The sequence below is a fragment of the Leuconostoc falkenbergense genome (assembly GCF_045801155.1).
In the GTDB taxonomy this organism is placed as follows: domain Bacteria; phylum Bacillota; class Bacilli; order Lactobacillales; family Lactobacillaceae; genus Leuconostoc; species Leuconostoc falkenbergense.
Genome location: NZ_CP174386.1, coordinates 2,020,001 through 2,033,213 on the forward strand (window position 1 = coordinate 2,020,001; position 13,213 = coordinate 2,033,213).

11 protein-coding genes and 1 rRNA gene (1 of these 12 only partly in view) are annotated in these 13,213 nt (G+C 41.9%); 4 read left to right on the top strand and 8 right to left on the bottom strand.

Annotated elements, in window-relative coordinates:
- From ACI3ES_RS10450 to ACI3ES_RS10465, 4 genes are all read right to left on the bottom strand, one after another.
- Positions 1 to 814 (bottom strand): 16S ribosomal RNA (locus tag ACI3ES_RS10450) (it extends 737 nt beyond the left edge of the window).
- Between the two features lie 585 nt (positions 815 to 1,399).
- Entirely contained in the window at positions 1,400 to 2,809 is a 1,410-nt protein-coding gene (cysS, locus tag ACI3ES_RS10455) for a cysteine--tRNA ligase (protein WP_114667650.1), read from the bottom strand.
- Between the two features lie 109 nt (positions 2,810 to 2,918).
- Positions 2,919 to 4,415, bottom strand: coding sequence for a glutamate--tRNA ligase (gene gltX / locus ACI3ES_RS10460; RefSeq protein ID WP_004911032.1), 1,497 nt, complete (start codon positions 4,413 to 4,415; stop codon positions 2,919 to 2,921).
- A gap of 97 nt (positions 4,416 to 4,512) precedes the next feature.
- Entirely contained in the window at positions 4,513 to 5,100 is a 588-nt protein-coding gene (locus ACI3ES_RS10465; protein ID WP_114667651.1) for a TetR/AcrR family transcriptional regulator, read from the bottom strand.
- 130 nt (positions 5,101 to 5,230) lie between these two features.
- On the opposite strand from ACI3ES_RS10465, the gene ACI3ES_RS10470 reads away from it, so the two are divergent.
- Positions 5,231 to 6,469 (top strand): YhgE/Pip domain-containing protein, encoded by a 1,239-nt coding sequence (locus ACI3ES_RS10470; RefSeq protein WP_188353953.1) that lies wholly within the window; start codon positions 5,231 to 5,233, stop codon positions 6,467 to 6,469.
- A gap of 133 nt (positions 6,470 to 6,602) precedes the next feature.
- Here the strand turns inward: ACI3ES_RS10470 and radA are convergent, their stop codons facing one another.
- The 3 genes from radA to ACI3ES_RS10485 all read right to left on the bottom strand — a co-directional run bounded on the left by radA (position 6,603) and on the right by ACI3ES_RS10485 (position 9,549).
- Positions 6,603 to 7,970, bottom strand: coding sequence for a DNA repair protein RadA (radA, locus tag ACI3ES_RS10475; protein ID WP_080519300.1), 1,368 nt, complete (start codon positions 7,968 to 7,970; stop codon positions 6,603 to 6,605).
- 2 nt (positions 7,971 to 7,972) lie between these two features.
- A complete protein-coding gene (locus ACI3ES_RS10480) occupies positions 7,973 to 8,833 on the bottom strand; it encodes a metallophosphoesterase (protein WP_114667475.1) in 861 nt (286 codons plus the stop codon).
- 173 nt (positions 8,834 to 9,006) lie between these two features.
- Positions 9,007 to 9,549, bottom strand: a complete 543-nt coding sequence (locus ACI3ES_RS10485) for a deoxyuridine 5'-triphosphate nucleotidohydrolase (RefSeq protein ID WP_114667476.1) — start codon at positions 9,547 to 9,549, stop codon at positions 9,007 to 9,009.
- A 120-nt stretch (positions 9,550 to 9,669) separates the two neighbouring features.
- Between ACI3ES_RS10485 and ACI3ES_RS10490 the strand changes: the two genes are divergently transcribed.
- From ACI3ES_RS10490 to ACI3ES_RS10500, 3 genes are all read left to right on the top strand, one after another.
- Positions 9,670 to 9,951, top strand: a complete 282-nt coding sequence (locus ACI3ES_RS10490; protein ID WP_004910985.1) for a GNAT family N-acetyltransferase — start codon at positions 9,670 to 9,672, stop codon at positions 9,949 to 9,951.
- The gene (gene rpiA / locus ACI3ES_RS10495; protein WP_114667477.1) at positions 9,948 to 10,634 is read left to right on the top strand and encodes a ribose-5-phosphate isomerase RpiA; all 687 of its coding nucleotides are present in this window, start codon (positions 9,948 to 9,950) and stop codon (positions 10,632 to 10,634) included. The genes ACI3ES_RS10490 and rpiA overlap by 4 nt, the downstream gene beginning before the upstream one ends.
- A 95-nt stretch (positions 10,635 to 10,729) precedes the next feature.
- The gene (locus ACI3ES_RS10500) at positions 10,730 to 12,160 is read left to right on the top strand and encodes an aspartate ammonia-lyase (RefSeq protein ID WP_080519296.1); all 1,431 of its coding nucleotides are present in this window, start codon (positions 10,730 to 10,732) and stop codon (positions 12,158 to 12,160) included.
- Between the two features lie 32 nt (positions 12,161 to 12,192).
- Here the strand turns inward: ACI3ES_RS10500 and ACI3ES_RS10505 are convergent, their stop codons facing one another.
- A complete protein-coding gene (locus ACI3ES_RS10505) occupies positions 12,193 to 13,131 on the bottom strand; it encodes a multidrug resistance efflux transporter family protein (protein ID WP_114667478.1) in 939 nt (312 codons plus the stop codon).
- Between the last annotated feature and the right edge of the window lie 82 nt (positions 13,132 to 13,213).

Here is a 13,213-nt window from a genome sequence, read left to right on the forward strand (position 1 = left end):
TGGACTACCAGGGTATCTAATCCTGTTTGCTACCCACACTTTCGAGCCTCAACGTCAGTTACAGTCCAGTAAGCCGCCTTCGCCACTGGTGTTCTTCCATATATCTACGCATTCCACCGCTACACATGGAGTTCCACTTACCTCTACTGCACTCAAGTTAACCAGTTTCCAATGCCATTCCGGAGTTGAGCTCCGGGCTTTCACATCAGACTTAATCAACCGTCTGCGCTCGCTTTACGCCCAATAAATCCGGATAACGCTCGGGACATACGTATTACCGCGGCTGCTGGCACGTATTTAGCCGTCCCTTTCTGGTATGGTACCGTCAAACTAAAATCATTCCCTATTCTAGCTGTTCTTCCCATACAACAGTGCTTTACGACCCGAAAGCCTTCATCACACACGCGGCGTTGCTCCATCAGGCTTTCGCCCATTGTGGAAGATTCCCTACTGCAGCCTCCCGTAGGAGTTTGGGCCGTGTCTCAGTCCCAATGTGGCCGATCAGTCTCTCAACTCGGCTATGCATCATTGTCTTGGTAGGCCTTTACCCCACCAACTAACTAATGCACCGCGGATCCATCTCTAGGTGACGCCAAAGCGCCTTTTAACTTCGTATCATGCGACACTAAGTTTCATTCGGTATTAGCATCTGTTTCCAAATGTTATCCCCAGCCTTGAGGCAGGTTGTCCACGTGTTACTCACCCGTTCGCCACTCACTTGAAAGGTGCAAGCACCTTTCGCTGTGCGTTCGACTTGCATGTATTAGGCACGCCGCCAGCGTTCATCCTGAGCCAGGATCAAACTCTCAATTTGAAAATTTGAAGATTGCTCTTCGATTAAACTGACGATTATTTCGCTATATTCTCTATAACGCTAATCCGTTTATTGTTTGTTACGAATTGACTTCGCAAATTTGTTTTTGTTACCTAAGTAACAGCCACAGATTCGTTTGTTCAAAGTTTTGTTCAGTTTTCAATGTGCTACTTATTGCCCCTTGAGACAACTATATTATCTTATCACCTTGTTCTTGTCTTGTCAACTACTTTCTTCGTTGACTTGCTCATGCTTCCGGCTCGCCCTGACTCGCTTTTGCCTCCGTCAGAACATATATTAATATACCAACTTTATCCCGCCTCGTCAACTCCTTTTTCCCTTTCTTTTACCTCCACTTTACTCCGTTTGTCCTTTCCTTATTCTAGCTCGGTTTTCCCCTCGCTTCGTTCGCTTTTTACCTCCCTTCTTCCCTGTTTCCCTCTCCCCCGTTCGCTTCATTTGCCCCTCCCTTTACCTTATCTTAATATTTCAAAAGAGAGTTTATTGTCAAAAACAAAACCGATAACTTTTGACATGTGTTTCTTAGTCTCAGTTATCGGTTTTATTGTTTGATATTTTGTCGGGTTATGCTTTATGCCAACGTTGTCCTTGCGGCGTATCCTCTACGATAATCCCTTGAGCGTTTAGTTCATCTCTTAATTGATCTGATTTTTGGAAATCATGTGATTTTCTAGCATTTGCTCTGTCATCAAATAATTGTTTCTGTTCAGGGTTTAAAGAAGTCTGTGTTTCGACAATATCCACACCAAATATCTGCATTAACATCTGAAGTGTTTCTAGTAGCTGATTACCAGACGATTGCTTAACCGTATCAGACTCAGCATAAGTATTAGCCAATGTCACAAGCTCAAATACAGCAGCAATTGCATTTTGGGCGTTGAAGTCGTCATCCATCGCTGTTTCAAATGCTTGCTGTTGTCTATTCACTTCTTGATCTATCACATTATCATGACCTGAGATAGCTGATGTCAAACGGAACTCAAGATTCCGGTACCCTGTACGAATACGGTCTAATTCCGCACGCGCCTGCGCTAATGTCTCTTCAGCATAATTAATTGGTCGTCGATACTGTGTTGTCGCAAGCAAATAACGAATAGCCATTGGGTCATCATAGTTAGCCAACATGTCATGCAAAGTAGTGAAATTGCCTAATGACTTGGACATTTTTTCGTTATCAACATTAACAAAGCCATTATGCATCCAATAATTGACAAACCTTTGCCCCGTATGCGCTTCAGATTGCGCAATTTCATTTGTATGATGCGGAAAGGCCAAATCAATACCACCGCCATGAATATCGATGGTATCTGACAAATATTTTTGTGCCATGACCGAGCATTCAATATGCCAACCCGGTCGTCCGTTGCCCCAAGGTGATGGCCATGAAATAACGTCTGGATTTTCCTGACTTTTCCAAACTGCAAAATCAATTGGATCTTCTTTACGAGCCGTTTCTTCATCATCAAGACGCCCTGCGGCGTTTGCTTCCATTTCGGCCAAATCTTGATGTGCTAATATGCCATAACCTTTGAACTTTTTAGCACGAAAATAAACATCCCCTTCAACTTCATAAGCATAGCCTTTACTAACTAAGTCTTGGACAAAGGCAATAATTTCTGGAATCACCTCGGTAGCACGTGATCGAACAGTTGCAGGCTTGATATTAAGTGGCAATGTGTCTTCATGAAAAGCATCAGCATACTTATTAGCCACTGCCATTTCTGAAATACCCTCTTCTTGGGCGCGGTTAATAATTTTATCATCAACATCTGTAAAATTAGAGACATAATTCACATCATATCCACGATACTCAAAATATCGTCTCACAGTATCAAAGGCAATTGCAGAACGTGCGTTACCAATATGAATATAGTTGTAGACTGTTGGTCCACAAACATACATGTTAATTTTGCCCGGTGTTATTGACTTGAACACCTCTTTTTCGCGAGTCAAAGTGTTGAATACCTGAATCATACATTGTCTCCTGTAAACATATTTACTTATATTATACAGGACTCGTCAAATGCTTGGGGCTTTTCATGAGGCACTGCAAACAAAAAGCGCCACGTCGTGGCGCCTGTTATTAGTTCAAATATTTTTGTTTAATGTCAGCCATTGTTTGTAGAACAGTATTCTTATCCAAAACTACTAACATTTCTGGTAAGTTTGGACCTTGAATTTCGTGGGTTGTGGCTATACGAATTGGATTCCACAAATTGCGACCTTTAATTTCCAAATCATTTTGAATGCCACGAATGGCTGCCATATAATCTTCTGCTGTGGCATCGTTTGGCAAAGCTGTGTATGCGGCTTCCCAAGCATCAAATACTTTGCGACCATCATCGGAAGTCAAATAGTCAACCATTTCATCAGTCACGTCGCCAAGTTCAAAGAAAGGCTTACGCACTAATGCAACGATTTCACGTGTATAGGAAATGCCATCAACCCCAGCAATCTTAATAACGTCGGCTAACCAATCTTTTTTGAGTTGCGCATCGGACTCAGAAATCAAGTCAGCATTCACTAGTTCTTGAATTAACTGTGGCATAACGGCAGCTGTGTCACGGCGCATCCATTGGTTGTTAATCCACTCCAACTTCTTTTGGTCAAACTTAGCATTAGCTTTTGATAGGCGTGTCTCATCAAACATATTTTTAAATTCTTCGAGTGAGAAAATTTCGTCCTCACCCTTAGGTGACCAGCCCAATAAGCCAATAAAGTTAACCATTGCTTGTGGTTGGTACCCGAGTTCTTTATATTGTTCGACAAATTGCAAAACATTTTCATCACGCTTTGACAATTTTTTACCCGTCTCACCATTGATAATCAATGCCATGTGGCCAAACTTTGGCACGTCCCAACCTAAAGCATCGTAAATCATCATTTGCTTTGGTGTATTGGAAACGTGATCATCACCACGCAAAACGTGAGATATCTTCATCAAATGATCATCCACCACCACGGCAAAGTTGTAAGTTGGCATGCCATCAGCCTTTTGAATGACCCAATCGCCACCGACCTCCTTGGCACCAATTTCAATGTGACCCTTAACAATATCGTCCCACGCAAAAACTTTTTCCTCTGGTACGCGGAAACGCACAACCGGCTTAAGCCCTTGCGCCTCAAATTCAGCATACTTAGCTTCGCGTTCTTCGTTAGTCAATCCTTCATATTCATAAATATAATGTGGTGCTTGTTTGGCAGCTTGTTGTGCTTCGCGTTCTTCAGCTAATTGTTCCGAGGTTTTGTATGACTTGTAAGCTTGCCCATTGGCTAGCAAAGCATCAATAAATTCTTGATAAACACCCTGTTCATTACGTTCCGATTGGCGATAAGGACCATACTCTCCCGGCTTATCAGGACTTTCGTCCCAATCCAAACCAAGCCACGCTAGATTATCCAGCTGTGATTTTTCACCGTCAGCAATATTACGTGCTGAATCTGTATCTTCAATACGAATAATGAATGTGCCGTTATAATGGCGCGCAAAAAGCCAGTTGAAAATTGCAGTTCTCGCGTTACCAATATGTAAATGTCCCGTTGGTGACGGCGCATAGCGGACACGAATGTCTTCTGTCATGTGTTATCAATCTCCTATTTGTGATGTAATCACGATTTGTCTAGCTACTAGTATACAACAATCAAGAAGCTAGTTCCAATAACGAAGCGAATGCTAGTCATACTGCTAAACTTTTGGCAAAAAAACGAATTTGTTTGTCATAAAAATCTTCAGGCGGCGTTACCAAATCGGGATTTTCAAAACGAATAGCTGCTAAAAAATAGCCAAAATTTAACCAAATCATATTCATAGTGGCTGCTTCAATATCGACTTGGTCACTAATTTTGTGTTGTGCACGCATGTCCTTAAAATATTCTCTTAACATTTGCTTGAATTGGAGGGGTATTTCTTCAACTGCTCGACTCATTGCAGGCATTCTAAATGATTCTTGGACCCCAACTAGCACAATCTCTTGATGATTGGCTTGAAATTCTTGATAAATTCTAGACATCGTAATCAAATCTTTTTCGACGTCGCCAATGACAACCATGCCATCAAAAATGGTCGATAAGTCGTGCAAATGGCGCTCGACAACGGCTGAAAGCAATCCTTCTTTATCAGTGAATTTACGAAATATCGTACTAGGATTAACACCCGCCACTTCGGCTGTCTTATTGATAGTTGCCGATTGATAGCCACCCTGAATTAACAAAGTAATGAAAGCATTTAAAATCAAATCTTGTTTTGATGTTGGATTAGTTGTCATATCACACCTCTTCTTAGCTATATTATCATATTTCTATTTTAAAGGACTGTTCTTCATAAATGCAAGCAAGCACTTGCATGCAAAACATAATAGTGCTATTCTGTTGTCAGCAAATAAAAAGGAGAGCCACATGAATTTCAAAAAATTTCTGCTCAACAAGGGTGTGATTGGCGCACTCATCATCGTTTTATTTTACGGATTATTAATGGTCGGTATTTATTTTTCTGGCTACAAAGCGGTTCCTAGTAAAATTGATCAATTGCCTGTCGCCGTGGTAAGCCAAGACAAAGATAGCACAAAGCTCGCTCATCAATTAGAAGACGCTTTGCCATTCAAACATATCAAGAAAAATCTCAGTTTGTCCGACGCCAAAGCGCAACTTAATGATCGTAAAATTTATTTGATTATTAACATCCCCAAAAATTTCAATGCCAAATTGAAAAAAATAGATGGTAAAAGTACAGCCAAATTAAAGTTTTATATCAACTATGCTAATCCAACGACTGCCGTCTCTGCTATGGAAACCATGTCAAAATCAGTTGGTGCCAAGGTACAAAAGAATGTTTTACTTCAGCAAGGTAAAGGCGTCTTATCAGCAGCAACCTTATCTCAATTAGAAACCGAAACAAAATCTTTGATTGCGGCAAATCCTACTCAAAAGGACGCTATTTTAGCAAAAGCCAAGGCAACACAGCAAGCAGCCACGGCAAAAATTAACCAAACCTACGCTAATGTTGCCAAATCATACCAATATGATATTGTGAAGGTCAACAAAGTGCCAACCGGCATGCAACACAGCATGGCACCTTTCTTTATGTCACTATCTTTCTATATTGGTTCAATGATTGCAGCCATGCTCATTGTGATGGCATATAAATCATTTGCACCATTAATTGGTCGTTGGCGGTCGTATATTTACACTGAAATCGCTATTGTTATGATTGCCATGTTTGCGCCTCTATTGATTGTTGGCCTCAGCAAGAGCATGATTCATTTCAGCACGAACGTCTACTGGCAACTATGGTTCTCACACACACTAGAATTGTTCGCAGCCTTAAACGTCAACTTAATTTTCTCATTGATATTAGGTCAGCTGGGCATTATGATCAATATGCCATTCATGCTGACACAAGTTGTCTCTGGTGCTGGCTTAATTCCACGTCCGATTTTGCCTGAATTTTTCAAAGCCATGAGTAATATTTCACCTTGTTTTTATGCGATTCGCGCTGATTACAACATTTTGTACGGTGGCAATCACACGGAAACACTCTGGCTTCAACTTTTCGCCATTGGCGTTGTGACAATAGTAATTCATCTGATCATTGTCGCATTTCAAAAGAATAAAAACCCACTTGTCGACGTCGCTTAGAAGTTGCAAAAAAGGACCACATTTATGGAAATGCGGTCCTTTTTGATTTATAAATTATGTGTCACGTTTTTGTTGGCAACGTCATTGTCTTTAAGCTACTTGAATTCAAACATGAGCTGGATTTTAGCAAAAGTTACCCTAGCGCAATTTTAAGCGCTTCGCTCAAGGTTGCGACACCAACGATTTGAATATCACGTGGCTTGGTAATCCCATTTAAATTGTTTTTTGGTACAATTGCACGTTTGAAGCCAAGCTTTTTTGCTTCCTTTAAACGCCCTTCAATATCAGCAACACTGCGCACTTCACCAGTCAAACCAATTTCACCAATAAATACATCACTAGATTGTGACTCTTTATCATAGTAAGAACTCGCAATCGCAATTGCAATTGCCAAATCAATCGCTGGCTCATCAAGTTTGACGCCCCCAGCCGCCTTCAAATAGGCATCTTGATTTTGCAGTAGCAAATTAGCACGTTTCTCAAGTACAGCCATAATAAGTGACACACGGTTACGATCTAATCCAGCCGCGGTCCGTTGCGCATTTCCAAATACAGTCGGTGTAACCAAAGCTTGCAGCTCAACCAAAATTGGGCGTGATCCTTCTAATGCCACCACGATGGCCGATCCGGTTGCACCAGCCAAGCGCTCCTCAAGGAAAATTTCAGAAGGATTGGCAACCTCAATTAGCCCGCCATCTCGCATTTCAAAAATACCTAATTCGTTAGTCGCCCCAAAACGGTTTTTGACAGCACGTAGAATACGGTACTTGTAGTGACTATCACCTTCAAAATATAATACCGTGTCCACCATGTGTTCCAAAATTTTTGGTCCCGCAATAGCACCATCTTTGGTCACATGACCGACGATAAAGATGGAAATATTATTAGTCTTGGCGATTTGCAGCAAATCAGCCGTTACCTCACGAATTTGTGAGACCGAGCCAATGGCAGACGTGATATCTGGTTCTTGCATCGTTTGAACCGAATCAATCACCACAAAATCCGGCTGTAAACTTTCAATTTGTTTTTTGATAGCCGTCATATCCGTTTCCGGATAAAGGTAAAATTCGTCATGCCCAACGCCCAAACGATCAGCGCGCAATTTAACTTGGGTCGCAGATTCTTCACCGGTTACATACAAAACACGACCCGCTTGCGCCAATTGCCCTGAAACTTGTAGCAATAACGTTGATTTACCAATACCCGGATCGCCACCAATCAGTACCATTGATCCCGGTACGACACCACCACCAAGGACACGATTTAACTCCTTTAGTTGCGTTGCCACCCGTGGGGTCGCCTCAGAAGTCACTTCGTTAATTTTTTCAACTTTGGCCGTTCGACCATCAAGGCTGACACGGCTCTTGCGATCATTGGTTTCTGGTTGAATTTTTTCTTCAACTAATGTCCCCCACTCACCACAATTCGAGCAACGCCCAAGATAACGAGCTGATACAAACCCACAATTGGTACATATAAATTGCGTTTTAACTTTAGCGATAGTTATTCTCCTTTCAGCTGTTGATAAAATGACTGGGCTTGCGCTTGATACTGTGGAAAACGTTTGTCCGCCGCCAAACTATCAACATCACGTGTAAATTGACCTGTTTTTAACATGCGAATATAGGACTCATCAAATGGCCAGTCAGCCTGCTTGGCACGCGCTATTTCAAGTGATGTATCATAATTGACCCGTCGAAAATCAGCGCTCGCCACACCAACAATATCGTCTAATGTCAATAACAAATACTGTGCAATCATACCTTTTTGAGTCAGTTGATACGATTGCCCCACTGTCCCAGTATTCAAAATACGGTGCATCCGATACGGTTCATAAACAATGTTGTCACTGCGCATAATTTGAGCATGAACATGCGCATATATTGCCATGTCCGCATCACTACCTTGAAATACTCTATCAAAGTTGGCTTGTGGTGCGTCGGGCGATAAATCACTACCGTAATTCTTATTGGGCTGATTATGCATGAGGTCAATTTTTAGTCCTGCACGTTCAACACGACGCTTAATTGGCAACTGCCTGATTTGATCAATCTCTGCCTGATTAAATGCCGCATATTCACGTGACATCCAAGCCAAAAAGGCCACATCCTTAGCATTACCAAAATCTATTGGCTCGCCAGCTTCAATTTCAAAATAAGTGGATTCCCAATTACCTTGTAAGAAAACCGTAGTGTTCTCCTGTTGCAGCAAATGATAACTCGCTACCGTGCCAGGCCCAAACGTTGTAATATCTCCTAATGACCAAAACTCGGTCACCCCATTCGCTTTTGCATCAGCAATCACAGCCTCTAAAGCTGTTAAATTACCATGAACATCTGCTAAAACACCTATCTTTTGTTGCATGTGATGAATTGCTCTCCTAATCTTGATTCATGAGGTGGATTGGCGTAGTAGGCAATTCACGTATAAACGGCTGCAATGCTGTTGGCTTAAAGTCAGCTAAATCATTGGTGTCACGCGCAACTTAAAATCGTGTTCAACTCCTCGCCAAACAATATCTGTCGCCTCATCTGCCATTAATTTTGACCCGTTGACCCAAATCCACCTTGTCGTTGTTGTTTAGCAACTTGATCGTCCCCATCAGCCAGCAGGTACGGTAAGAAAATGCCTTGACCAATACGTTCGCCTTTTTTGATGTGAACATCTTTAATGCCAAAGTTAATGAACTGGAAGAAAATTTCACCTTCATTAGCATCATTATTATAGTAGTCAGCGTCCACAATACCAATTGCATTTGGCATCATGATACGCTTTTTGATTGGACCGCTAGAACGTGACACAAGCTGCAAATACTCACCTTCAGCCATATATGCTTTAATACCCGTTGGTACCAAAACAGGCTTTAAAAGGTCTTGTAAATCGGCATCATCACGAATACCTTTTAGTTTACCAAGGGATAAAATGTTGAGTCCCTTAAAAAAAGGATTACTCAAAACGCTTGGCAAGGTAACGTCTGCTGATGCTTCAAAATCATAACCAGCTGCTTGCGTTGTGCTTCGCTTAGGAAAATTTAAACCAGCATTAGCGTATTGACTTACTATTTCAAAACCACGTGTCATCTTTCAAATACCTCATTAATTGTTTATATTTCATTATACGTTATTTCGGTCAAATTTTAGACAGCATTTTTGTCACTTAACTGCTCTTCTATTGTTATAATGTAGACAGAGGAAATCATTATGGACTTTCAACATGAAAATGGTCGTTATTTTTTGGAAAAAGACGGCAAAACAATTGCAGAAGTGCTTTATACCACAATTAATGATGGCAAAACCTTGTCACTCAACTCGACAATCGTTGACCCATCACTACGTGGTCAAGGTGTCGCACGTCAGTTAGTCGATACTGTCGTTCATGAAGCACAAGCAAACGGTCAAACAGTGAAACCCGTCTGCTCATACGCACGCGCTTTGTTTTTCCGCAATCCCGACATTTATCAGGAGATTGAATACAAGTCATGAGTTCAACACAAGATTTGCAAAAGATTATTGCTGGCCGACGTGCCGCTGAATTTGTTCAAGATGGTATGGTGGTCGGCATTGGCTCTGGTTCGACCATTGCCCACGTTATCACAGCATTGGGTGAACGTGTTGCCAACGAGAATCTCAAAATTGTTGGTGTCCCAACTTCCGAGAAAACGCGTCGTAATGCGGCTAAACTAGGCATTCCTATGTATAATGTTGATGATGTCGACAAAATTGATTTGACGATTGATGGTGCCGACCAAGTTGCCGACGACTTTTCAGCCATTAAAGGTGGCGGAGCTGCTCTCCTATGGGAAAAAATTGTCGCTTTCAATTCACGTGAAAACATCTGGGTCATTGACCAAACCAAACGTGTCCCAAAACTCGAACAATATTTACCCGTGGAAGTCATTCCTTATGGTTCTGAACAATTGTTCAAGCGCTTTACCGCAGATGGATTCCACCCAACTTGGCGATTAGACCAAAATGGTAATCCTGTTCGCACCGATTCGGCAAATTTCTTAATTGATTTACATTTACCAGTCATTGAAGACCCAAGGGCTTTGGGTGAAGAACTTATTGGTATGGTTGGTGTTGTCGAACATGGTTTGTTCACCGATGTCGTCAATCAAATTGTGATTGGTCATGAGAATGACGTTGAAATTATTAAGGCACCTTGAGGGGCCTTTTTTTGATGTCATAAAACATAACATAGATAATTGGTATACTCGATTTGTGCGGTAAAATATTCTCATAACCTGCAAGGAGAACCAACATGCGTACAGAATCAGATTCACTTGGTCAAATCGAACTACCAAAAGATGTCTACTTTGGTGTTCATACCCAGCGAGCTTTGAATAATTTCCCGATTTCAGATAATGTCACTCACCCAGAAATTATTCGCGCCTTTCTGGAAATTAAGCAAGCAGCTGCCCAAACAAACGCCACGTCAGGTAATTTGGATCGTTCAATTGCCAAGCACATTGTCAGTGCAACTAAATTACTCCTCAAGCAACCAATTGATTCTCGTATGTTTCCCATTAGTGACATTCAAGGTGGTGCTGGTACAAGCACCAATATGAATGTCAATGAAGTGATTGCCAACATTGCATTAGAACAAATTGGTCGCGCCCGTGGCGACTATCAACGCATTAATCCCAATGATCATATTAATATGGGTCAAAGTACCAACGATACTTATCCAAGCGCTGGTAAAATTGCCTTGATTCGTTTGATGGCGCCATTGCTTGACTCATTAGAATCCCTAGTTGACGCTCTTGGCAACAAAGCTGACACGTTCTCTACAACTTACAAAATGGGGCGCACGCAACTGCAAGACGCCGTGCCAATGACGCTGGGTAATAGTTTTCACGCATGGCTCAAGCCCCTACGTCGTGATATAACACGGCTCACCACCGCTCGCGATGCGCTATATATGCTTAATATGGGTGGCTCGGCCATTGGTTCAGGTATCAATGTCAGCTATCACTATCAAGTCCACATCGTCCCAAACCTTGCTAGTATCACCAACTTGCCTTTGACACAGGCACATGATTTATTTGACGCCACCTCTAATTTAGATAGCTTTGTGGCGCTATCAGGTGCTCTTAAGTCACTGGCGGTCAACCTATCAAAAATGTCAAATGATCTAAGACTCATTAGTTCCGGTCCGCGTTCTGGTCTCCATGAAATCAATCTACCCGCTAAACAAGCCGGTTCTTCCATCATGCCCGGTAAAGTTAACCCCGTCATTCCAGAAGTAGTCAACCAAGTCGCTTTTGAAATGATTGGCTTTGACGCCACCATCACAGCAGCGGCGGAGGCTGGACAGCTTGAGCTCAACGCTTTTGAGCCCATTATCTTCAAAAGCCTGATTGCCGGCATTGAACATTTGACCCGTGCAATGGATACACTACGTATCAATGCGGTTGATGGTATCACCATTAACAAATCACGTTTGTCACAGGATATTGATTTGTCAGCTAGTTTTGCCACCGCAATGGCCCCAATTATCGGCTATCAAGAAGCTGCTAAAATTGCTAAAGAATCACTACGTACTGGCAAATCGTTGCGCCAGATCGCTGAAAATAAAGGTGTATTCAGTGAAGATGAACTGGCACATATCTTCAAGGTTGAAGACATTGTCATCAACGCTCGAACACCAGAGCATGGTCTTGTGTTGCATGCCCCCAAAGCCAAAGCATAGTCAAACCCAAAGTAGTCAGACGACTACTTTTTTTAATCGCGCAAACTAATCCCAACAATACCAACAATAATCACCAAAACACCCCAGAATTGCCAACCAAATGAAAACGGATGATGTAAAACAATCACACTTAAAATGATTGAAAACACTAATTCCATCGCTTGTGTTGCTTCAACTTTGGCTAATGATTTGATGTTCTTAAAAACCATTGAGGTTGCGTGGAAAAAGAGTGCCGTAGCAATCACACCTGAAGACAGCGCCACCAGAAAAGTTGCCATAACTGTTTTGCTGCTAGGGGTGCCATTGACAACAAAACTAATCCCAGCAAGCAATAGCCACGTCGGTGTTGTACAAATCAACATCCCCCAGATTCGCTCAATTCCACTTGTTTTGGGCGCTATCATCATGACTTGGCGATTTCCCAAAGGATAACAAATCGCCCCAACAAGAATTGCCAAAAGGGCTAAGTAGATATGCCCAGTGATATGAATTGTCCCCATGTATTGCATGACCGTCATCAACACACCAGCCAAAATCAACCCCATCCAAGGCAAACTTTGCCATGGAAAAGGAATTTTTGGTCTTGATGTCTTCCCTTTAACACGTAAGTTGAGCAATGGGGTCGTCAAAACACCACAAACAATTGTGCTTTGCCAGACGCTTGCTACCAGCCAGCCCGGTAAATATGCGCTTGCTAAACATAATGGCACATAAAACAGCACAAAACAAAAATGACTCCACACCCACCATGACAGCGGTTGCCGACTGATTGCTTGCTTCACGTGCTTAAATGACCCACCGAGTGGTACTAAAATAACAGCCATCATGGGCACCATCCATAAAAATCGCAGGGACGCAGACCATAGCCAAAAACCGTTCTTATTCGCAATGATTTCATTGAAAATAAAGGTCAATGAGAAAAAGAAGGCAGATAGCACACCGATGAGAATTGCTTTAACACTTATTTTCATACATAAACCCGCCTTTTTCTGATTACTAACAAGTTACCAGTAAATACAAAGGCATACAATAAAAATATTGTATGCCTTATAA

Bases quoted from the DNA above. Each gene is read 5' to 3' on its own strand.
- cysS (WP_114667650.1), bottom strand. From the start codon at position 2,809: ATGATTCAGGTATTCAACACTTTGACTCGCGAAAAAGAGGTGTTCAAG.
- gltX (WP_004911032.1), bottom strand. From the start codon at position 4,415: ATGACAGAAGACATTCGTGTCCGCTATGCGCCGTCACCAACGGGACAT.
- ACI3ES_RS10465 (WP_114667651.1), bottom strand. From the start codon at position 5,100: ATGACAACTAATCCAACATCAAAACAAGATTTGATTTTAAATGCTTTC.
- ACI3ES_RS10470 (WP_188353953.1), top strand. From the start codon at position 5,231: ATGAATTTCAAAAAATTTCTGCTCAACAAGGGTGTGATTGGCGCACTC.
- ACI3ES_RS10480 (WP_114667475.1), bottom strand. From the start codon at position 8,833: ATGCAACAAAAGATAGGTGTTTTAGCAGATGTTCATGGTAATTTAACA.
- ACI3ES_RS10485 (WP_114667476.1), bottom strand. From the start codon at position 9,549: ATGACACGTGGTTTTGAAATAGTAAGTCAATACGCTAATGCTGGTTTA.
- ACI3ES_RS10490 (WP_004910985.1), top strand. From the start codon at position 9,670: ATGGACTTTCAACATGAAAATGGTCGTTATTTTTTGGAAAAAGACGGC.
- rpiA (WP_114667477.1), top strand. From the start codon at position 9,948: ATGAGTTCAACACAAGATTTGCAAAAGATTATTGCTGGCCGACGTGCC.
- ACI3ES_RS10500 (WP_080519296.1), top strand. From the start codon at position 10,730: ATGCGTACAGAATCAGATTCACTTGGTCAAATCGAACTACCAAAAGAT.
- ACI3ES_RS10505 (WP_114667478.1), bottom strand. From the start codon at position 13,131: ATGAAAATAAGTGTTAAAGCAATTCTCATCGGTGTGCTATCTGCCTTC.